Annotated in this window: 22 protein-coding genes and 1 riboswitch; of the genes, 16 read left to right on the top strand and 6 right to left on the bottom strand. The window is 25.7% G+C overall.

Annotation, left to right across the window (positions count from 1 at the left end; genetic code table 11):
• Positions 1 to 32 precede the first annotated feature (32 nt).
• Positions 33 to 659, bottom strand: coding sequence for a hypothetical protein (locus BN7997_RS10540; RefSeq protein ID WP_071120743.1), 627 nt, complete (start codon positions 657 to 659; stop codon positions 33 to 35).
• Between the two features lie 224 nt (positions 660 to 883).
• Between BN7997_RS10540 and BN7997_RS10535 the strand changes: the two genes are divergently transcribed.
• From BN7997_RS10535 to BN7997_RS10520, 4 genes are all read left to right on the top strand, one after another.
• A complete protein-coding gene (locus BN7997_RS10535) occupies positions 884 to 1,387 on the top strand; it encodes an RNA polymerase sigma factor (protein ID WP_071120742.1) in 504 nt (167 codons plus the stop codon).
• Between the two features lie 5 nt (positions 1,388 to 1,392).
• Entirely contained in the window at positions 1,393 to 2,256 is an 864-nt protein-coding gene (locus BN7997_RS10530; RefSeq protein ID WP_143023198.1) for an anti-sigma-V factor RsiV, read from the top strand.
• A 29-nt stretch (positions 2,257 to 2,285) separates the two neighbouring features.
• Positions 2,286 to 3,161, top strand: a complete 876-nt coding sequence (locus BN7997_RS10525; RefSeq protein WP_071120741.1) for a DUF4300 family protein — start codon at positions 2,286 to 2,288, stop codon at positions 3,159 to 3,161.
• A gap of 98 nt (positions 3,162 to 3,259) precedes the next feature.
• The gene (locus BN7997_RS10520; RefSeq protein WP_071120740.1) at positions 3,260 to 4,156 is read left to right on the top strand and encodes a polysaccharide deacetylase family protein; all 897 of its coding nucleotides are present in this window, start codon (positions 3,260 to 3,262) and stop codon (positions 4,154 to 4,156) included.
• 36 nt (positions 4,157 to 4,192) lie between these two features.
• Here the strand turns inward: BN7997_RS10520 and BN7997_RS10515 are convergent, their stop codons facing one another.
• Positions 4,193 to 5,656 carry an IS1182 family transposase gene (locus tag BN7997_RS10515; protein ID WP_071119372.1) on the bottom strand — a complete coding sequence of 488 codons (1,464 nt, stop codon included), beginning with the start codon at positions 5,654 to 5,656 and terminating at the stop codon, positions 4,193 to 4,195.
• A gap of 231 nt (positions 5,657 to 5,887) precedes the next feature.
• Here BN7997_RS10515 and BN7997_RS10510 point away from each other — a divergent pair, with 231 nt between their 5' ends.
• A complete protein-coding gene (locus tag BN7997_RS10510; RefSeq protein WP_071120739.1) occupies positions 5,888 to 6,748 on the top strand; it encodes an EamA family transporter in 861 nt (286 codons plus the stop codon).
• 266 nt (positions 6,749 to 7,014) lie between these two features.
• Here the strand turns inward: BN7997_RS10510 and BN7997_RS10505 are convergent, their stop codons facing one another.
• On the bottom strand, positions 7,015 to 7,863 hold the full coding sequence (locus tag BN7997_RS10505; RefSeq protein ID WP_071120738.1) for a patatin-like phospholipase family protein: 849 nt from the start codon (positions 7,861 to 7,863) through the stop codon (positions 7,015 to 7,017).
• Positions 7,864 to 8,043: 180 nt separating this feature from the next.
• Between BN7997_RS10505 and BN7997_RS10500 the strand changes: the two genes are divergently transcribed.
• Positions 8,044 to 9,153: a DUF362 domain-containing protein gene (locus BN7997_RS10500; protein WP_071120737.1), complete on the top strand. Its 1,110-nt coding sequence runs from the start codon at positions 8,044 to 8,046 to the stop codon at positions 9,151 to 9,153.
• 134 nt (positions 9,154 to 9,287) lie between these two features.
• Here BN7997_RS10500 and BN7997_RS10495 read toward each other — a convergent pair whose 3' ends face one another.
• A complete protein-coding gene (locus BN7997_RS10495; RefSeq protein WP_071119190.1) occupies positions 9,288 to 10,262 on the bottom strand; it encodes an IS30 family transposase in 975 nt (324 codons plus the stop codon).
• Positions 10,263 to 10,395: 133 nt separating this feature from the next.
• Between BN7997_RS10495 and BN7997_RS10490 the strand changes: the two genes are divergently transcribed.
• The 8 genes from BN7997_RS10490 to BN7997_RS10455 all read left to right on the top strand — a co-directional run bounded on the left by BN7997_RS10490 (position 10,396) and on the right by BN7997_RS10455 (position 18,682).
• Positions 10,396 to 11,250 carry a hypothetical protein gene (locus BN7997_RS10490; RefSeq protein WP_071120736.1) on the top strand — a complete coding sequence of 285 codons (855 nt, stop codon included), beginning with the start codon at positions 10,396 to 10,398 and terminating at the stop codon, positions 11,248 to 11,250.
• Between the two features lie 662 nt (positions 11,251 to 11,912).
• Positions 11,913 to 12,386, top strand: coding sequence for a manganese efflux pump (locus tag BN7997_RS10485; protein ID WP_071120735.1), 474 nt, complete (start codon positions 11,913 to 11,915; stop codon positions 12,384 to 12,386).
• 106 nt (positions 12,387 to 12,492) lie between these two features.
• Complete coding sequence (locus tag BN7997_RS10480; protein WP_071120734.1) at positions 12,493 to 13,860, top strand: radical SAM protein; 1,368 nt, start codon at positions 12,493 to 12,495, stop codon at positions 13,858 to 13,860.
• A gap of 18 nt (positions 13,861 to 13,878) precedes the next feature.
• The gene (locus tag BN7997_RS10475; protein ID WP_071120733.1) at positions 13,879 to 14,904 is read left to right on the top strand and encodes a lysylphosphatidylglycerol synthase transmembrane domain-containing protein; all 1,026 of its coding nucleotides are present in this window, start codon (positions 13,879 to 13,881) and stop codon (positions 14,902 to 14,904) included.
• 137 nt (positions 14,905 to 15,041) lie between these two features.
• The gene (locus BN7997_RS10470; protein ID WP_071120732.1) at positions 15,042 to 15,602 is read left to right on the top strand and encodes a TetR/AcrR family transcriptional regulator C-terminal domain-containing protein; all 561 of its coding nucleotides are present in this window, start codon (positions 15,042 to 15,044) and stop codon (positions 15,600 to 15,602) included.
• Positions 15,603 to 15,831: 229 nt separating this feature from the next.
• Positions 15,832 to 15,931: riboswitch (purine riboswitch) on the top strand.
• An 88-nt stretch (positions 15,932 to 16,019) separates the two neighbouring features.
• Positions 16,020 to 17,009, top strand: coding sequence for an adenosine deaminase (gene add, locus BN7997_RS10465; protein WP_071120731.1), 990 nt, complete (start codon positions 16,020 to 16,022; stop codon positions 17,007 to 17,009).
• 183 nt (positions 17,010 to 17,192) lie between these two features.
• Positions 17,193 to 17,957, top strand: coding sequence for a serine hydrolase (locus BN7997_RS10460; RefSeq protein WP_071120730.1), 765 nt, complete (start codon positions 17,193 to 17,195; stop codon positions 17,955 to 17,957).
• A 413-nt stretch (positions 17,958 to 18,370) separates the two neighbouring features.
• Entirely contained in the window at positions 18,371 to 18,682 is a 312-nt protein-coding gene (locus BN7997_RS10455; RefSeq protein ID WP_071120729.1) for a hypothetical protein, read from the top strand.
• Positions 18,683 to 18,728: 46 nt separating this feature from the next.
• On the opposite strand, the gene BN7997_RS10450 is transcribed toward BN7997_RS10455, so the two are convergent.
• A complete protein-coding gene (locus BN7997_RS10450) occupies positions 18,729 to 19,358 on the bottom strand; it encodes a peptidylprolyl isomerase (RefSeq protein ID WP_071120728.1) in 630 nt (209 codons plus the stop codon).
• Between the two features lie 257 nt (positions 19,359 to 19,615).
• Between BN7997_RS10450 and msrA the strand changes: the two genes are divergently transcribed.
• Both msrA and BN7997_RS15810 read left to right on the top strand, forming a co-directional pair.
• Positions 19,616 to 20,572 (top strand): peptide-methionine (S)-S-oxide reductase MsrA, encoded by a 957-nt coding sequence (gene msrA / locus BN7997_RS10445; protein ID WP_071120727.1) that lies wholly within the window; start codon positions 19,616 to 19,618, stop codon positions 20,570 to 20,572.
• A gap of 90 nt (positions 20,573 to 20,662) precedes the next feature.
• Complete coding sequence (locus tag BN7997_RS15810) at positions 20,663 to 20,836, top strand: hypothetical protein (RefSeq protein WP_195906817.1); 174 nt, start codon at positions 20,663 to 20,665, stop codon at positions 20,834 to 20,836.
• 39 nt (positions 20,837 to 20,875) lie between these two features.
• Here BN7997_RS15810 and BN7997_RS10440 read toward each other — a convergent pair whose 3' ends face one another.
• Positions 20,876 to 21,469, bottom strand: a complete 594-nt coding sequence (locus BN7997_RS10440; protein ID WP_071120726.1) for a DUF3793 family protein — start codon at positions 21,467 to 21,469, stop codon at positions 20,876 to 20,878.
• Positions 21,470 to 21,523 lie beyond the last annotated feature (54 nt).

Below are 21,523 nucleotides of genomic sequence, written 5' to 3'. Positions count from 1 at the left end.
TAACTTATTAAATACTTATATAGTATATACACTTATTTTTTAAATAGGTAAGTAGTTAAATCTTTTTCATTTAAATCTATACCTAAATAATAAATTACATTGTTTTCTAGTAAATAGTATACATATCTTGATGTATCAAATATTATTTTACCATTAGAAATAGTATATAAATTAGTTCTGAAAATTTGACTATTTCCAAACTTTCTATAAAGTGTAAAAGTTCTTTTAAACTTTTTATCAATAATACTATTAGTATTTTTAAAAGCTTTAATAAAAGGTACTTCGTTTACGACTTTATTGTCTAAATAAATACACTTTAAGTCAAAACTCTCACTTTTTCCATTTGATAAATTTTCCCACAGATTTAAAATATCACTATTATTTAATAGCTCTAGTCCTATTGTAGGAGGTACAACTACTAAGTTAGATGAAGTTTCAGTGCTCTCAGTACCATTATTCCAGTTTATACTAAATTCATCATCTTCAATAAAATAGATTACTCCAATTCTATCAGTATTATCTTTATAAGTTACGATATCTCCTACATCAAATGTAGATTTATACTCGCAATCTTCTGATAATACTAAGTTCCCACTGTTAATAGAAAATTTAGATATAATATCTTTTTTTTCTAGTTCTTCTTTTGTTATAAAGTTCATATTATTCCTCCTAAAACCTTCCTACTTAAACTATAACACGATTAGATAAATTTTTCACTAGGAAGTAAAAGATATATTTATATAATAACCAGTGTATATGCAAAATAATTAATAATTTATATTATTTATAAATATTAAATGTTAAAAATAAAAAATAAAAAATAAAAAAGCAAAACTTTTTTCTATGTATAACTCGTCTAGTATATGAGAGGTGGATAGATAAGATGAAATTACTAAGCTTAGGAGAACGAAAAAAAGAAAAAGAATTAAAAAAATATATAGTTGATAATAAAGAGTCCTTATATAGATTTGCATATAGTTACGTAAAAAATCAAGATGACGCACTTGATATAGTACATGATTCTATATGTAAGTCCCTAACTAAGATAGACACTCTCAAAGATATAGGTAATATAAAACCATGGATTTACAAAATAATATCAAATTGCGCAATAGACTATATAAGAAAAAATAAAAAATATGTAATAAATAATGATTTAGATCTAGATGACTCAATAAGTTATGATACATATGAGAATATAGATTTACAAAAAGCTTTAGATGAATTGCCAGAAAAGTATAAAACAATAGTTATATTACGATATTTTGAAGATATGAAAATATCCGAGATAGCTCAAGTACTAGATGAAAATACAAATACTATAAAAACTAGACTATATAAGGCCTTAGATAAATTAAAATTAAAGCTTAGAGATGACGAGGAGTGAAAACTTTGAATAATAATAAAGAATTTAAAATTTTAAAAGATAATTATATGAATATAGAAATACCAGATAACTTAGACAAAGTTGTAAATGATGCATTAAATAGTAAATCTATAAAAACTAAAAGGAAAACAATAAGTAAATGGTCTTCTGTATCAGCATCAGTATGTTTAGTTGTAGGTGCTATTAACTTAAGTCCAGCTTTTGCAAATACACTAGAAGAAATTCCTGTTATAGGAAATGTAATAAAGATAATAAATTTTAGAAACTATAGCATAGATGAAAATGGATTTGATGTTTCTATAGATATACCTAAAATAGAAGGTCTAAAAAATAAAGATTTAGAATATAGATTAAATAAAGATTTTGAGGAAGATGGCAAAAGATTATACCAAGAGTATTTAAAGGAGATGGAAACTCTAAAATCAGAAGGTGTTGAAGGAAGAGAACTAGTAAAATCTTGGTATGAAGTTAAAACTGACAACGATGATATTTTATCATTAGTAGTATTTAATCACTATGTACAAGGTTCATCAAACACAACTAGAAAATTCTATAATATAAACAAGAAAGATCAAACAGTTTTGACTTTAGAAGGTATGTTTGCAGGAACTGATTATGTAAATATAATAAGTGAAAACATAAAAGATCAAATGAGAGAAAAAATGAAGGAAAATCCAAATGAACATTATTGGTTAGATGAAGATATGGAAGGACTTAACTTCACAAAGATAAATAAAGATCAAGGATTTTATATAAATGATAATAATGAACTTGTTATATGCTTTGATAAATATGAAGTTGGACCAGGATCTACTGGATTAGCTGAATTTGTAATACCAAAAGAAATAACATCAAAGCTTATGAAGTAAAGAAAGTTGACAGCGAAGGGAGATTTGACATGCTAAAAAAAATTATACCAATATTATTATCTACTACACTACTATTTACAGGATGTTCAAATAGTAATATAAATCAAAATAGTGAAAAAGAAAATATAAAGCTTACTTATTCAAATTTGATAGATGATAAAACTCAAAATGATATAAAAAATATTCTAATAGAAAATAAAATAGATAAGAAAACATCTGATTATTTTATTAAATTAGTTAGAGCTTATAATGAAAAATCTGAGATAAAAAATTTATATACATCAAATAATGGATTTACATCTATAAATGTACAACAAGTACCATATGATGAAGCTGAATTAAATGAAAAATGGGACTATAAGAATAATATAAACTATATGGACTTTAACTGTAGGATAACCGCTTTTACTTTATTTAAAGATTATATTAAATCAAATAGCAAGTTTAGTGGAGATGATACAACTTTAATATTTGATATAGATGCAATAGAAAATAATCCTCTTAGTGAATTTACAAAGGAAGATAAAGATAAATTTATAAATTTATATGGAGCTATTAAAGCAGAAAATACACAAGATATACAAAAGCATGTAGATGAAATAAAAAAAGAGTGGAAAAATAGAAAAATATCATTTATAAAAAATAAAAATGTATCTATGATAAATGTATTTTTACATGATCCGGAAGATGAAATTTTATTTGTTGGACACAGTGGTATATCAGTAAAAACTAAAGATGGTTTATTATTTATTGAGAAATATGGATTCTCTTTACCATATCAAGTATCAAAATTTAAAGACAAAGCAGAATTAAAAGAATATTTAATGGATAGATTGGATGTAGATACATCTGGTAATGGAGCTGCAAAGCCAATAATTATGGAAAATGATGAATTAATGAACTAAAGATAAAATAAATCTGAGTATAAAAAGTTTGATTCTAAATATATAACTCATAAAAGCAGAAGATGAAGATAATAGACAACAATTGATAGGTGAGTAATATGAATGATATAAAAGTTAAAAATAGAAGAGTAAATAAAAAAAAGGCATTAATTATGATACTGCTAGGTATAACTATTTTAGGAGTAATAAATAGAACTTGGGCTTATGTAGATGAGCAAATAAAAATAAAAGCAGAGCAAGAAAGGCTAGCAGAAGAAAAAAGAAAAGCAGAAGAAGAAAAGAAAAAATATATGGTTGGAGTAAGTCATGAAGCTAAAAAGTACTCTTATGATGCAAAAATTGTTTCTGAGAAACTTAGTAAATATGACTATTCAAATAATGGAGAAAAAGTAGTATTTTTAACTTTTGATGATGGAACGTCTACAACAGTTACTCCTAAAATATTAAAGACCTTAAAGGATGAAAATGTAAAAGCAACTTTCTTTTTAACTGGGCAAAATATAGAAAGAGGCGGAGAGAAGGCAAAGGAACTTATAAAGCAAGAGTTTAATGAAGGGCATGCTATAGCTAATCATTCCTATAGCCATAATTATAAATTACTATATCCAGGTAGAACATTAGATTTAGAAGCATTTAAAGCTGATTTTGAAAAAACAGATAAAATGTTAACAGACATTTTAGGAAAATACTTTTCAACAAGGGTATTAAGATGTCCTGGGGGATATATGTCTTGGAAAGGTATGGATGAGTTAGATGCTTATTTAGATGAAAATAATAAAGCATCTATAGATTGGAATGCATTAAATGCAGATGCTGAAGGTGGGAAAAAAAGTGCTCAACAACTTGTAGATTATGCAATAAAAACATCAAAAGGTAAAGAAATGGTAGTTCTTTTGATGCATGATACTTATGGTAAAGAAGAAACAGCTAAGGCTTTACCAAGTATAATAAAATATTTTAAAGACAATGGATATGAATTTAAAACACTTTCATAAAATAAATAAAAAATATGCATTAATTAAATTAATGCATCAGATTGTAGACAAAATAGCCATTTTTAACTTATATAAAATGGCTATTTTCTTTTTTATAAAGATTTTTAGTGATAATATACTAAAAATAGGCGTGAGCCTTAGATTATTGGATGTATCTTTCCACATCCAATTAGCTAATTTTTTTAGATTCATGCATGAGAAAATAAGACTCACCTCCATCTCAATTTTCGACAAGCCTCTTAATTTTGTATATCTCATACCATGTTTCTCTTTTGCATCTGCAAAAACTCGTTCAATTGTTTCTTTACGTTTACTGTAAACTTTTTTTACATATGGCTTATGTCTAAGATGATCAGCTTCTTCTAAATAATTTTGCCATATATGCCTTGTAACTAACTTTTGTTTATTTTTACTATTAGTGCAAATATTTAAGTGTTCACAAGATTTGCAATCACTTGGATTAGATTTATACTCTCTATACCCATCTCTATTGGTAGTTGAATATTTTAAAATTTTATTATTAGGACAAATATAACAGTCATAATACTCATCATATACATATTCATATTTCTTAAAAAATCCTTTTTTAGTCATAGGTCTTTTATATGGAATAGCAGGAATTATACCATCATCTAAAATAGTTTTACAAATATAAGGAGTTATATATCCAGCATCTATAGCTATCGCTGTTGTATGTTGTTTACTATTATTTTTTATCTTTTGATATAAATCGGAAAAAGCTACGCTATCATGTATGTTACCAGATGTAATATGAAAATCTAATATGAAATTATTGTTATCACAAGCTGTATGCGCTAGATATGCGAAGCATTTTTCTTTTTCATTTTTGAAGAACATGCCACTATCCTTATCTGTATTACTCTCTATTTTTTCCTTTTTTTTTACCTCTTCATTTTTCACTTCACATAATGGACTTTTTCCATGTTTTAATCTATCTTCATTTATCTCTTTTTCTAGTTTTTCTTGATAATGCTTAGCTTGAATATCTACCTCTACTTTAGTATATTTTTTCTTATTAGCACTAGCTTTTATATGTGTTGAATCTATATAGATATTAGAAGAATCTACAAATCCACATTTTGTAGCTCTCGCTAAAATTTCTTTAAATATTGATTCAAATAAATCTGTATTTTTAAATCGTCTTTCATAGTTTTTATTAAAAGTTGAGAAATGAGGAATTTTTTCAGTTAATGAGTAACCTAAAAACCATCTATACGCTACATTTACTTCTATTTCTCTAATTGTTTGCCTCATTGAAGGTATGCCAAATAAATATTGAATTAAAACTATTTTTATTAAAACAACAGGATCTATACTTGGAGCTCCTAACGGAGAGTATAAATCTTTTACTTTATCATAAATAAAACTAAAATCTATTGCATTTTCTATTTTTCTTACTAAATGGTTTTCAGGAACCAATCCATCTAATATAACATTTATTTCATCATCTCTAAAATTTTCTTTTCTTATAGTTAACATATTTATCACCTCATAAAGAGTATTGACAAAAATAAAAGAGCGTAGACTTTGTCTACGCTCTGATGCATTAATTAAATTAATGCATATTTTTTTATTTATCATATAATTGCAAAAAGTATTTGAAAATAATTATCATTTAAAGTAGAATAGTATTAAATATACAAATAACTAGACGCAGTATAATTATTTAATATTATATTGTATAAATTAGGTAAGAAGGAGGAAGATTTAATGTGGATATTATTTGCATTTGGTGCTGCATTATTTGCGGGATTAACAGCAATTTTAGCTAAAATAGGAATTAAAAATGTTGATTCAAATGTGGCAACAGCAATACGAACTATTATTATATTAATTTTTTCATGGTTGATGGTTTTTATAGTTGGATCTTTTAACACTATATCAGATATAAGTAATAAAACATTGATATTTTTAATCTTATCTGGATTGGCAACAGGAGGATCATGGTTATGTTATTTTAAAGCACTTCAACTTGGAGATGTAAATAAAGTAACACCTATAGATAAATCAAGTACAGTACTAACGATGATACTTGCATTTATAATACTAGGAGAAAGTCTTAAATTTACAAAAATACTTGGAATGATAGCTATTGGTATAGGTACATATATGATGATTATAAGAAAAGAGGAAGATGAAAAATCTATAGAAAGTAACAAATGGATGTTTTATGCAATACTATCAGCAGTATTTGCTAGCTTAACTTCCATTCTTGGAAAAATAGGTATATCAGGTATTGAATCAAATCTTGGAACAGCAATTCGTACAATAGTAGTTCTTATTATGGCTTGGATAGTTGTGTTTGTAACTAAAAAACAAGGAGATATAAAGAATATAGATAAAAAGAGCTGGGTATTTATAGGTTTATCTGGTATAACAACAGGACTTTCTTGGTTATGTTATTATAAAGCACTTCAAGATGGAGAGGCTAGTGTTGTAGTTCCTATAGATAAATTAAGTATATTGGTTACAGTTGCGTTTTCATATGTATTTTTAAAGGAAAAGTTAAACAAGAAGTCATTTATAGGACTTATTATGATTGTAATTGGGACATTGATATTATTAGTATAGTAGCTTAATATTAATAAAAATGCTTAACTTGATAAATATAATTTAAATATTTCAAATTTATCAAGTTAAGCATTTTTTACGTACAATGAAATTATGATATAAAATTTTTTGTGGATAACTTATAAATATAAATAATATAAATAACTTCAGAAACGTAAAAATGACATTTTGAGCAACGGATGTGACCGAAATGCTTCGCCAACACGTTGCTCAAAGCGGTAGCGAGTGTCATATCGTTGGCGACATGAGCGTAGCGAATTTTTTATTTACTTATTTATAAATTCTATAATTTTTTCATATGAGTCTTTAGCATCATTATAACCATCATTATATAATGCTATTAATTTATCTTTATTTTTTTCAACCTGGCTAACTTTAACTGGAGATTTAGGTCGTATAACAAAAACTTCCTCTTTTTCTTCTAAAGATTTTATTAAATCTAAACTTTTATTATAGTTTAGATGTCTATTTTCAATAGATTTCACTAATTTGGGATATTTTTTATACTTTCTTTTTATAGCAGACATGAACTTTACTTTACTTTTTCTGTAAGTTCTATCTCTAGTAAGCACTACTATATTTTTATTACATCCTTGTTTTAAGGCATACTCTATGGGAATAGAATCAGATACCCCTCCATCTACTAGTTTATAGCCATCAACTTCAACGATATTTGCAAACATAGGTATAGAACAAGATGCTTGTAGATACATTATATCTTTTTTCATATCTTTTAGCTGAAAATACTCAGCTTCTCCTGTCTCACAGTTTGTAGCAACTACGGTAAATTTACTTTTAGATTTATTAAATGTTTCATAATCATAAGGGTATAATTCATTAGGAATTTTATTAAACATTAAATCCATACCAAATATAGAACCAGTTTTTATTAAATTTCTAAAACTAAGATATTCTTTATCATGCAAATAGTCAATATTAGTTCTAAAGGCTCTATTATATTGTTTTGATAAATATGAAGCTGCATGGCATCCTCCTGCAGAAACACCGACAACTAAATCAACTTCTATATTTTTATCGATAAAGAAATCTAAAACACCAGCAGTATAAATTCCTCTCATACCACCGCCTTCTAAAATCAACCCTACTTTGTCCATAATATCCCTCCTAGATATAAATATATAATATATTTTAGTACAAAGGTTTATTTATGTATATAAAATTATAAACTACTATATAAATATATATTATTTACAAAATAAGCGTTATATAAAATAGTTATATATAATTTTTTATACTATAATAATATAGAAGTGATACAATAGGAGGAAATAGAGATGAATAAATCTAAGGTGTACTTTACTAATTTAAGAACTAATTCTAATATGACATTACTACAAAAGTTAGACAGATTAGTTAAAAAAGCAGGGATAGAAAATATTGATTTTAATGAAAAATTTGTAGCAATTAAAATTCATTTTGGAGAACCAGGAAACTTAGCATATTTAAGACCAAATTATTCTAAAGTAATAGTAGATTTAATAAAGTCTAAAAATGGAAAGCCATTTTTAACAGATTGTAACACTCTTTATGTAGGAAGAAGAAAAAACGCAATAGAGCATATGGATGCAGCTTATGAAAATGGATATAATCCATTTGCTACAGGATGTCATGTTATAATAGCTGATGGTCTTAAGGGAACTGATGAAGCAATCATACCAGTTGAAGGTGGAGAATATGTTAAAGAAGCTAAAATTGGTCAATCTATAGCAGATGCAGATATATTTATAAGTATGAATCACTTTAAAGGTCATGAATCAACTGGATTTGGTGGGGCATTAAAAAATATAGGTATGGGATGTGGTTCTCGTGCAGGTAAAATGGAAATGCATTGTAGTGGAAAACCAGTTGTAAATCAAAATAAATGTGTATCTTGTGGAGCTTGTAGGAAAATGTGTGCTCATGGTGCCATTAGTTTTAACGAAAATAAAAAAGCAAATATAAATCATGATAAATGTGTAGGATGTGGACGTTGTATAGGAACTTGTAATTTTGATGCAATAGAAAACCTTGAATATTCTGCAAATGATATATTAAATAAAAAAATAGCAGAGTACTCAAAAGCAGTACTTAGTGGCAAAGAACATTTTCATATAAGTTTTGTAGTTAATGTATCACCAAACTGTGATTGTCATGCAGAAAATGATGCGGCAATTATTCCAGATGTGGGAATGTTTGCATCATTTGACCCAGTTGCACTTGATATGGCCTGTGTTGATGCAGCTAATAAACAAGTTGTTATAAGAGATAGTTATTTAGGAGAAAAAGAACAACATACAAGTGATCACTTTATAAATACTCATCCAGAAACTAATTGGGAAGTATGTATAGACCATGCTGTTAAGTTAGGGTTAGGAAATAAAGAATATGAATTAATAGAAATATAAAAATAGTACATATTATAGCAAAAAGTTGCCATTTTATATCTAATATTTATGGCAACTTTTTTATGTTAATATACACTTATATTTTTATAAATCCTGAATTGTCAATTTAAATCAGACAAATTACTTATGAATCACTAAGCAAATGTAAGTAAGCTTTCAAATCCAGTTGCTTCTTTTATAACCTCATTTGGTGTTTTATAGTCTAGTGATTTTCTAGGTATAGAATTCCATTTATACGCAATCATATTTAATTCTTCTTGAGAATATGCAGATAAATCTGTAGACTTAGGTAAATCTTTTCTAACTATTCCATTTGAATTCTCATTTAGCCCTCTTTGACCTGGTGATCCAGGGTCTCCAAAGTAGATTTCAATATTAACTGAACTATCTTTTTCTATGTCTGACCATTTTGAAAACTCTTTACCTCTATCAAATGTAATAGTAGATATACACGACTTATGTAAAGATGATAGCCATTTGCAAATTGCTTCTTTAACATCCTCACTCTTTCTACTTGCTTTAAGTAATACAATATATTTTGAATACTTTTCTACTAAAGTAACTATAGCTGATTTTCTAGCTTTTCCTACAATAGTATCTCCCTCAAAATGGCCATATTCTATACTAGTTTTAGCATTAGGATACTTTTCATCTCTTTCATGAATTGTTTTACATGTATTAATTTTACCTCTTGTTTCGTTATGACCCTTCGGGTTATTTTTACCCTTACGTCTCAACTTATTTATATCTATTACACCTTGTTTTGCTAATTTGTATAATGTTTTTGTTGATATTTTTTCATCTTTTCCATCTATTTTATCTCTTCCTGCGATAGCATCTAAAGACCAATCATTTTCTAGCTTATTATTGATATCATCTAATTTTTCTTTGCTTAATACAATGGGCTTTCTTCCACATCTAGATTTATTTATTAGGTATTGATTATATATTTCTTGAACAGTAAGTCCTTGCATAAATAGCTTGTAATATCTGTAAACTTTATCTTTTCCAATTTTCATTCTTTGAGCGCAAGCTCTTGCTTTCACGCCTAAATAGTAATTTGCTTCTAGATTTGTTAGCTGATTTATGTTAATATGATTAAAAGACATTTTTGGTACTCCTTTTGTTGATTTTAGTAGGTTAACTAAGTATATCATAAGTGTCTTTTTTTGTTTATATATTTGTCTGATTTAATTATACAATTCAGGTATTATATATATTTTTATAGAAAGAAGGTAAGTAATGAAAAATATAACAATAATATCTTTACTAATAGCAACATTTTTATTATCTGGATGCACAAAAACTAATATTTATAATACGACTGATGCATACAATTACTTAACAGAAGATGTTAATAAAATTAATAATTTAAACATTGATATATTAAAAAATAAATTTGAAAATTTACAATATAAAGACATAACTTTAAGTAAAATACCACAACTTAATGTTGAAAATATAGAAAATTATTCTGCGTATAGTTTTTCAGATAAAGAAGGGGCCATAACTATATTTTTTGAAAAGGAAAACATAATAGCAGTTGAAAATGAAAATAAAACTGATAATTCTAATGTATATATTCAATACATAACAAATAAAAATATTGAAGAAATCGTATCAACTTATAAAGATTCGAACTCTTTAAGAGTTAGGGATACGTCGATTTATTTTAAAAAGCAAGAAGAATTCATAAATCTAGTTGATAATGAAATTAATAGTTATTCACTTTCAGAATATAAAAAATTAGTAAAATCACTTACAGATAATCCTAAACTATCTTTAAATGATATAGAAAATATTTTAAATAAAGAATCTGTATATTCAGAAGAAAGAGAAGTTAACAATGTAGATACAAAGCTTTACACTTTTGATTATAATGACTCTACTATTAGTATATTTATTGACTATAATAACGTAGTCCAATGCATAATAGTAGATAACCTAACTATTGAGCAAGATACAACTAGACTAACTTATAGTTTTGAGTTTAATCCATATGTAACAGAAATTACTTTTAGAACTTCTATTTATCATATAAATACACCAAGAGAAGTACAGAGTTTTAATAATGATACACTTAATATATTGAAATAGAAAATATATCATAACTACATTTTATTAATATATTACATACTTTAAGTAAAAGAAGCAAAAACTATTGGAATGGAATCATATGCCTCTCCTACGCAAAACTCTGTATATAAAACATTGAACAGACAAGTTCCCTTTTCTTTCGAGAGTTATTTTTCTATATTGGTTATATAATTAGTTTGCCTTTTAGAATCTTCTTTTAAATAGCTTAAAATTAAATAAATGGATTCTAAAAATAACGGTTTACTTTTGAGGTGTAAAGGTAATTTTATTAATAAAAATGGCAATATACAACGTCTATTTAAAATGCGTATATTGTTATTTTTAGTCCGTATTATTAATATATTACGAACAATTTATAGTAAGTTATAGAAGTAACCACATCTTAGAATTCAATGTATTGAAAAGTCTAAGGTGTGGTTGTTTTTATGCCATATTTATCACGAAGAGGGCTAACATAGCCTAAAGATTTAATATCTATGAAAAAATTAGAGCTATACAAATTTGTTAATTTGTATTATAAACATTACAAATTTATAAATTTGTATATATAGCTTTTACAAAATAAAAGCATTGAATATGTAAGTTTTTTTTATTTATTCATAGATTAGATTATACAACTAAAAAGCCATTACTCAGAGATTTTATGAAATGAGGTCATAAGTGTGAGAGTAATAGAAGTAATACTAATTTCAATAGCTATTTCATTAGATATATTTAGTGTAATGCTTTGTAAGGGCTCAATAATAAATAAAGTAAATATAAATAAACTAATGAAGATGGGTATTATATTTGTAATATTTCAATCTATAGCAATTATACTTGGGAACTTAGCTATAAATATTCCTATATTAAAACATGAACTTAATGAATTAGGGAAAGGTTTCGCAGGGATTATATTTATTGTAATTGGTATTAATTTACTAAAAAAAGGTTTTAATAACGAATTTATAGAAGAAAGACTTTCAGGTATAGGTACAATGTATAAAGACATAGTATCAACATCATTATTATTTAGTTTAAAGGTATTTTTTATTAGTATTGGGTTTTTAATACTTAAAGCTAATATATTAATGATATCATCAATTTTAATTTCAATAAGTACATTATCTGTAATACTAGGAGTTTACTTAGGATAATTTATAGGTTATGAACATAAAGTAAAATCTTATCTAGTTGGAGGTACTATATTAATTCTGAGTGGAATATATACAATTTTTAGATTTTAGATAGGGGGGACTTTTTATGGGTTTAACACATGAAGCTTCAAGAGTTGCATTTAGCGCTTTAATAAATTCTACTATAAAATATGTAAACAAAGATAGAGAGAAAAGCTTAATGAAATTAGTAGATTTATCAGAACGTTTTATGGGAGATAATTATCCAAAAGAATCATATGAAGGTGCTAGAAGTTTAATACAAGATCCTGATGGAAAATGGATGAAATACTTAAATAAGGCATTAGATGAGATTCATCCTAATATAATTAAAACAGCAGCACTTAATCTTGGATTTGAAGCAGGTCTTTATAGTACTAAAAAAATACGTAAAATGAGAGAAGTACATGAGTGTAATATACCATGGGCAATACTTATTGACCCAACTAGTGCATGTAATTTAAGATGTAAAGGTTGTTGGGCAGCTGAGTATGGACATAAATTAAGCTTAAGTTACGATGAGTTAGACAATATTATTACACAAGGAAAAGAGCTTGGAATTTATTTTTACTTATACACAGGAGGAGAGCCACTAACTAGAAAAGATGATTTACTAAAGTTATGTGAAAAACATAATGATTGTGAATTTCATGCATTTACTAATGGGACTTTAATTGATGATGAATTTTGTAAACGAGTTGTTGATGTAGGAAACTTTACTATGTCTGTTAGTATAGATGGTAGCAAAGAAGTTAACGATGAAAGACGTGGAGAAGGCGTATATGATAAGATTATGACAGGCATGGAAAAATTAAAAGAGTATGGTATATTATTTGGAACATCAGTATGTTATACAAGTCAAAATGTATACAGTGTTACTAGTGACGATTTTTTAGATATGTTAATAGAAAAAGGAAGCCGATTCATATGGTATTTCCACTATATGCCAGTTGGAAATGATGCAGCCATAGATTTACTTCCAACTCCAGAACAAAGAGAATATATGTATCATAGAGTAAGAGAAATACGTGGGCTTGAAGGTGGAAAGCCTATATTTGCAATAGACTTCCAAAATGATGGTGAATATGTAGGTGGATGTATAGCTGGTGGAAGAAACTACTTACACATAAACCCAAATGGAGATGTAGAACCTTGTGTGTTTATACATTATTCTAGTGCAAATATAAAAGAAGTAACATTACTAGAAGCCTTAAAACAACCATTATTTATGGCATATAGAGATAACCAACCATTTAATAATAATCATTTAAGACCTTGCCCAATGCTTGAAAATCCAGAATATTTAAGAAATATGGTAAAAAAATGTAATGCAAAATCAACTGATTTACAGTCTCTTGAAGAAGTTGATCATTTATGTGATAAATGTACATTATATGCTCATAATTGGGCTGATGTAGCAGATAAATTATGGGAGGAAAATAAAAAAGATAAATAAGTATAAAGGAGGGTATCCTTGAAAAATAAACAGAATAACAGACTTAAATTTATATTTCTAATAATAATTGTATCAGCTATAGTTTATATATTTCAAAATTATATGGTAGATATATATATACAATTAAAGAAATTAAGTTTAAAAGGATGCATAAGTATTTTAATTTTATCTATAGGATATAGTTTTGTAGAAGGTTTTAACATTTCACTTTTAGCAAAACAATTTAGTAGAAAATTTACTATTTTAAACGGGATAGGATGCTCTTTTTATACTAGTTTTTATAAAACTGCAACATTTGGAAGCGGCTCTTACGTCGCTTCTGTTTATTATTTACAACAAAAAGGGATATTACCATCACAAGGAGTTGGTGTTAGTACACTTAATTATGTATTTCATAGGTTATCAATAGCACTATTTAGTATTATATGTATAATTATAAATTATAATTTTATAAAAATAAATTTCTACGATTACTTAGGAATAATTAAGTTTGTTTATATAATCACTACATTAATATTATTTTTTTTAGTATCTATATGTTTATCAAATAAATTTCATAAATTTTTACTACTAATAATTAGATACATTAGTAATAAGCTAAAAATAAATAGTAAATACAAAGAGAAAATAAATTATATTGAAGCAGAAATATTGAGAATAAAAAAAAGCTCAATAGTATTATTAAAAAATAAGATGATAATAGTAATAGAAATTTTAATGAACCTAGTTAAATTTTTACTTATATATTTAAGCTCATATATAGCATTAAGAGAAATGAATATAAATATAGGCATAATAGATGCACTGACTGTAACTTCACTAGCAATGATTTTAGCAGGAAGTATACCAGCACCAGCAGGAATTGCATCTGTTGAGTTTGTTTATACATTATTATTTTCAGTTATAGCAAACAGTATAAAATCTGTATCTAGTATGCTTATATACAGATTTTCAAGCTTTATAGTACCTTTTTTAGTAGGAGGATTATATGTAATTCTAAGGAAAGTTAAAAGATCTATTTTTTATAAAAATAAAGAATTATAGATTATTTGTACTTAGATAAATATTTTTACAAAAAAGCATTTAATCTAATTTTTATATATAGAAAAAATTAGATATCAATATAGACAAAACCTATTCATATATTTATTCTAGAATACTTTTAGAAAGTGAGTAGATGTATGGAAAGTAAAAAAGAAATAACCAAAAATCTGCTAGCTAATAGCTTTAAAGAACTTATATTAGATATACCTTTTAAAAATATAACCATTAAGATGATTACTGATAAGAGTAAAGTTATTAGACCAACATTTTATCATCACTTTAAAGATAAGTATGAAGTACTAGAATATATAGTAGACGAAGATATAATGAAAAATATATATGAGATGGTAGATAGTGATATGGAATATGAATCCTTAAAAATAATATTTATAAGATTAGAAAAAAATAGGGAGTTTATAAAAAAAGCATTTAAAGTAGAAGGACAAAATTCTTTTAAAGAAATATTAGGTTATAAAATATATAACATATTTATAAGAATTATAGATAAGCATGAATTAAATGAACTATATTATTCTAATGTTTTAACTAAAGAAAATATGGCAAGGTATTATACTAATGGATTGATATCATTTATCGAATTGTGGGTAGATAAAGGCTGTGAATATAGTGGAATAGACATGTTTGAAGCATATACTTATATGGTGTCACACTCTATTATGGATATAATAAAAAAATAGACGAATAATTATAAAGGTCTTTAGAAAAAATTTATATATATTATTAGGTTATATTTTATGTAACTTATGATAGAATGTAAAAATATAGTTAAAACTAATAAAATATACCCTGTCGGAAAATACGACGGGGGATTTACTTTTATATATTAAGGAAATATTTTGCTCCCACATCCTTTGAGTGAAGTTAATTTTTATAAAAATAATTGACAATAATTATAAATGCTAATAGAATATATAGAAATAAATATTTCGTATAATCCCAATAATAAGGTTTGGGAGTTTCTACCAAGAACCTATAATTCTTGATTACGAAGAAAAGTTGTATTTATAATATAGCTTTTCTTTGTAATTAAGAATTTTTTTATACAAAAAAATGAAATAATAATAATATATATAAATAAGATTAGGGGGATAAACATGATAAATAAGTTACCAAAAATAGAATTACATTGTCATTTAGATGGAAGTGTTAGAGTGGATACTATTATAGATATAGCTAAAAAAGAAAATATAAAATTAGAGTCATATGAAAAATGTGATGTTGAAAAATTGGTTCAAGTACCTAATGATTGTACATCTTTAAATGAATATTTAAAAAGATTTGATTTAGCCAATAAGGTTATACAAAGTAGAGAAAATATAAAAAGAGTTACATTTGAACTTTTAGAAGATGCACAAAAAGAAAATATAAAATATATAGAAGTTAGATTTGCTCCGTTATTACATTTAAATGGAGGATTAAGTATAGAAGAAGTTATACAAAGTGCAATAGATGGAATCAATGAAGCAGAAAAAATATATGATATAAAAGGGAATATAATACTATGCTGTATGAGAACTATGAGTGAAGATGATGCTATACTAGTTGTTGAAGAGGGGAAAAAATTTTTAAATAAAGGTGTAGTAGCAATAGATTTAGCAGGGCCTGAAGAAGAAGGATTTGTTAAAAAATATAAAAAAGCAATAGAACTTGCAAGAAGCTATGGATATAATATAACAATACATGCAGGAGAAGCTGCAAGTAGTCAAAATGTTATAGATGCTATAAATATAGCTAAAGCACAAAGAATAGGTCATGGTGTTCGAATAAAAGATATGAAAGAGGCTTATGAATTAGTGAAAGAAACTAAAGTTGTTTTAGAAATGTGCCCAACTAGTAATATTCAAACTAAGGCAGTTGAAGATTTTAGAAAATATCCATTATATGATTTTTATAAAAATGGAATAAATGTAAGTATAAACACTGATAATAGAACTGTTTCAAATATAGATTTAAGCAATGAAATAAAACTTATATCTGATAAATTTAATATAGATAAAGATGAGTATATAGATATATACTTAAATACTGTAAATGCTACATTTGCTGATGAGTGTACAAAGGAATGGTTAAGAAGATTAATATAGAGTTTAATAGAATAATTAGAAAAATAAGATTTTAATATAAATTTTGGGTATAATTATATAATTTAATAATAAAAAATTACATATTTAAACAACGGATGTAATTTTTTTTATTATTAAGTTATACGTATTATGTTTAATTATTTGCTATTATATTAAATATAATATAAAAAGAGGGTGTAAATTTTGCAAGAGAAAATAATAAAGCTACTAGAAGGGTGTAGTGGAAAAATAGGTTTTTACTATAAAGACTTAAATACTCAAAATGAAATAAAATATAATGAAGATGTTAAGTTTATGGCAGCAAGCATAGTAAAATTACCTATTTTAATTGAAGCTCTAAGAAGATTAGAGTCTAAAGACATAAGTGATTTAGAAAAAATAGCTATAACTAAGTATATGAAAGTACCAAGTTGTGGAGCACTTACATATATGCATGATGGAATCGAAGTTACTATAAGGGATTTGTGTAATTTAATGATTATATTAAGTGACAATACAGCAACCAACGTATTAATAGATAGATTAGGCATTGATGAAATTAACAAAACTATAAAAAATTTAGGATTAAAAAATACTATATTAAGTAGAAAAATGTATGATATGGAAAGTAAAAAGTTGGGGAATGAAAATTACTTTTCTTTATCTGATATGGCTATAATACTAGAATCTATACATAATGAAACACTTATATCGCAAAGTGTAAGTAAAGAAATTAAAACTATTATGAAAGAACAACAAATAAATCATAAAATACCATATTATATACCAGAAGATGTAACTATACTTCATAAAACAGGTGAAGCTGATGGAATTACTCATGATATAGGTATTGTTTATTCAAAAAATCCATTTATAATAGGGTTTGCATCTAATGAAACTAATATTCAAGAATTTGAAGATATTATAAGAAAAATATCTAGATTTATATATGAAGAAAGTGAAAAATAATAATTGTTAAATTAAAAATGAATATGAAAACCTTTTAAGAAGTTAATATAAGTTGTATTACTTAGACAGAGTACTTTCAATAGATGATTAGATTAATAAAATAAAGTAAGTTGTTTTATAAAAAATAACTATTTATAAATATTAGTGTTTGCAAATTTTAACCAAATATTAATCTTTTTATTTTTTATTAAAAATTAATTAACACAATGATTTAATTAAATTTATATAATAATATGTATTATGAATAATAATAAAATATATAGTACATTACAGGACAAAAGAATAACTTAATTAGAATTAGATGATAGATGTTATTCTCATGTAAGTTAATTAACTGAATGTATATGTATTAATAACTGTTAATAATCTAGATAAGAGTTATATTTTATTAGAAATAATAGGAGAGTGGTGTTGTGGATGATAAGTATTATTTAACTGATAATATAAGTGAGGCAGACATGAATAAGTTTAGAATGAAACTAGAATTTACATTAGGAAGACATGGCTTTAAATCAATATCTAGTAAGTCATATGTACGACATACCAATCATATAATACATGCTACGTTTTATGATGAATCTGTTATCTTTTCTGATAAAACAAGAACTAAAGAGTTTAGCTATAAAGAGTTATATATTAACTTTAGAATGAATACAATTAATCCTCAATTAGGATATAGTGAAACATCATTTTTTAACACGTTAATATATGATATATTTAAATAATATAAGAATAAAGGTGTCGGAAAAACCGACACCCTATTTATATTAGCTACATTTTATCAGGATCCTTATAATCTTCACCTTTAGTATCTACTTTTATAGAATCAATTACAACACTTTTAACAGGTTTATCATTAGAATCTGTTTCAACGTTTTCTATTTTATGAACAACATCCATACCTTTTATAACCTTACCAAAAGAAGCATACTGTCCATCTAAATCAGGAGCATCTTTAGTAACTATAAAGAATTGACTACCAGCACTATCTTTATTTTGACTTCTAGCCATAGATAATACACCTTCTGTATGAGCTAAATCATTTTTAAATCCATTCTTAGTAAACTCACCAGCAATACTATATCCAGGACCACCTGTACCGTTACCTTCAGGATCTCCACCTTGTATCATAAAATCTTTTATAACTCTATGGAAAGTTAATCCATCATAAAAACCACTATTAGCTAAAGATATAAAGTTATTAACTGTATTTGGTGCTATATGAGGATATAATTCAGCTTCAATAGTTCCGAAATCTTTAACGACTATAGTAGCGATAGGAAGTTCCTTAGGAGGAGTTCTAACTTCATCATTAACTGTAGATTTAGATGAACATCCAACTAAAGCTAGTGTACCTATAAGCAAGCTTGCTAAAAATCTTTTTTTATTTTTTTTAGACATATTATTACCATCCTTTGTTATAATTTACGAATATATTATACCATAAATTAACTATATAATAGGTTAAGTATATAAAAATAGGGAATAAATAAAATATAAAATTATAATTATTTTAACCTATTATTTGGGAAATATTTTATTTAAATATATTTATATTTTTGTTAATACAAAATATAAATATAGTATTTTACATTGGCTATAAATTATTTAGTCTATAGAAGGTTTATTAAATCTAAAAATATTAAGGAGTTGATAATATGAATAAATTAGCAACATTTGCAGGAGGGTGTTTTTGGTGTATGGTAAAACCTTTTGACCAATATGAAGGGGTTAGAAAGGTAGTATCAGGATATACTGGAGGACATACAGAAAATCCTACATATGAAGAAGTTTGCAGTGATACAACTGGTCATATAGAAGCTATACAAATAACATTTGATGATGAAGTAATAAGCTATGAGGAACTTTTAAATATATATTGGAAGCAAATAGATCCAACTGATAGTGGAGGTCAATTTAATGACAGAGGTCATAAATATAAGACTGTGATATTTTATCATGATGAAGAACAAAAAGAACTAGCTTACAAATCTAAAAGAGAACTAGAAGAAAGTAAAATTTTTAATCTACCAATAGTAACAGAAATATTACCAGCTACAGTATTTTATGAAGCAGAGGATTACCATCAAGACTATTATAAGAAAAATCCTAATCACTATTATAGATATTATGTTGGTTCTGGTAGGTACTTCTTTACAAAAGAAAGTTGGGATAGAAATAACGTGGATAGAGAGTTATTAAAAGAAAAACTTACTCCAATACAATTTGAAGTAACACAAAATGATAAAACAGAACCACCATTTAAAAATGAATACTATGATAATAAAGAAGAAGGAATATATGTTGACATAGTAAGTGGTGATGTATTGTTTTCATCTAAGGATAAATTTGACTCTGGTTGTGGATGGCCAAGTTTTACAAAGCCAGTAAAAGAAACTAGTATAATGGAAAAAAGTGATTTTACACATGGTATGTTTAGAACTGAGGTAAGAAGTAGTAAGGCAAATTCTCACTTAGGTCATGTATTTGATGATGGACCTAAAGAATTTGGAGGTCTTAGATATTGTATAAATTCAGCATCACTTAAGTTTATACCTAAGGATAGGATGAAAGATGATGGATACGAGGATTACTTATACCTATTTAATGACTAAAAAATGGACTTAGATATAAATACTTAATATTGTATAATTGAATTATGATAGTATCATTTATACAAATATAACTAATTTGGGAGGAATATTATGTCACAAAAAATAAACACTATGTGTAGTTGTAAAAATTTAAAATGCAAAATACACGGAAACTGTAAAGAATGCATAGACCATCATAAAGAACATGGTCAACCACACTGTAAAAGACCTGAAAATCTAGAAGCAGTAAAAGAAATGAGAAAACTACCATTCATAATTTGCTAAAAAGAAAAAGGAGCATATGCTCCTTTTATTTTTATAACCCTATATTACTTTTCTAAGTTCACTCAGAGAATTATTTTCTAATAATACTTTTATTTTAGCTCTATCACTTATAAATTTATTGTACACTTCATCAGAAACTGACTCATCTCCATAAACTTTCCAATATCTAGTTTTACAGAATTTATATTTTCCATATCCCATAAATCCAACAACATCCTTTAGTGGATAGCCTAAGAATATTCCTATTTCATGAGGGAAATTATCACTATTAAGTTTATCTATTAGTATATTTAAGTATTCATCTAAATCATAGTTAGATGGATATCCTATAAACTTTAAAAAATTTAAACACTTTTTATTATTTAAAGTTATAGATAAGGCATCCTTATTTATAAATACTAGACGTATACCACCATCAGGTATGTTTATTATTTTATAAGATAATTTACTACAATTACTAAAAAATGATTTTATATCATTTAATTTAGACTCTTTATTCATATCTTTAGATGATAAGTTTAATATTTCAGCAGGCTTAGAACCAAGAATTACTGGACCTAAAACTTCAATTAACCATTTTATATAAGATGAATTTATTTTATTTTCACAACAATTTCTATTACAAATACTCATATTTACCTCCCAAATTGATAATTATTATCAGTTAGTTATATAATAGCATATATG

Source organism: Romboutsia timonensis (assembly GCF_900106845.1).
GTDB lineage: Bacteria > Bacillota > Clostridia > Peptostreptococcales > Peptostreptococcaceae > Romboutsia > Romboutsia timonensis.
Note: the sequence above shows the minus strand (reverse complement) of the source record. Positions and strands in the feature narration are given on the sequence as shown.

Coding starts and splice junctions, on each gene's coding strand:
- BN7997_RS10540 (WP_071120743.1), bottom strand. CDS start 659: ATGAACTTTATAACAAAAGAAGAACTAGAAAAAAAAGATATTATATCT.
- BN7997_RS10535 (WP_071120742.1), top strand. CDS start 884: ATGAAATTACTAAGCTTAGGAGAACGAAAAAAAGAAAAAGAATTAAAA.
- BN7997_RS10525 (WP_071120741.1), top strand. CDS start 2,286: ATGCTAAAAAAAATTATACCAATATTATTATCTACTACACTACTATTT.
- BN7997_RS10520 (WP_071120740.1), top strand. CDS start 3,260: ATGAATGATATAAAAGTTAAAAATAGAAGAGTAAATAAAAAAAAGGCA.
- BN7997_RS10515 (WP_071119372.1), bottom strand. CDS start 5,656: ATGTTAACTATAAGAAAAGAAAATTTTAGAGATGATGAAATAAATGTT.
- BN7997_RS10510 (WP_071120739.1), top strand. CDS start 5,888: ATGTGGATATTATTTGCATTTGGTGCTGCATTATTTGCGGGATTAACA.
- BN7997_RS10505 (WP_071120738.1), bottom strand. CDS start 7,863: ATGGACAAAGTAGGGTTGATTTTAGAAGGCGGTGGTATGAGAGGAATT.
- BN7997_RS10500 (WP_071120737.1), top strand. CDS start 8,044: ATGAATAAATCTAAGGTGTACTTTACTAATTTAAGAACTAATTCTAAT.
- BN7997_RS10495 (WP_071119190.1), bottom strand. CDS start 10,262: ATGTCTTTTAATCATATTAACATAAATCAGCTAACAAATCTAGAAGCA.
- BN7997_RS10490 (WP_071120736.1), top strand. CDS start 10,396: ATGAAAAATATAACAATAATATCTTTACTAATAGCAACATTTTTATTA.
- BN7997_RS10480 (WP_071120734.1), top strand. CDS start 12,493: ATGGGTTTAACACATGAAGCTTCAAGAGTTGCATTTAGCGCTTTAATA.
- BN7997_RS10470 (WP_071120732.1), top strand. CDS start 15,042: ATGGAAAGTAAAAAAGAAATAACCAAAAATCTGCTAGCTAATAGCTTT.
- add (WP_071120731.1), top strand. CDS start 16,020: ATGATAAATAAGTTACCAAAAATAGAATTACATTGTCATTTAGATGGA.
- BN7997_RS10450 (WP_071120728.1), bottom strand. CDS start 19,358: ATGTCTAAAAAAAATAAAAAAAGATTTTTAGCAAGCTTGCTTATAGGT.
- msrA (WP_071120727.1), top strand. CDS start 19,616: ATGAATAAATTAGCAACATTTGCAGGAGGGTGTTTTTGGTGTATGGTA.
- BN7997_RS15810 (WP_195906817.1), top strand. CDS start 20,663: ATGTCACAAAAAATAAACACTATGTGTAGTTGTAAAAATTTAAAATGC.
- BN7997_RS10440 (WP_071120726.1), bottom strand. CDS start 21,469: ATGAGTATTTGTAATAGAAATTGTTGTGAAAATAAAATAAATTCATCT.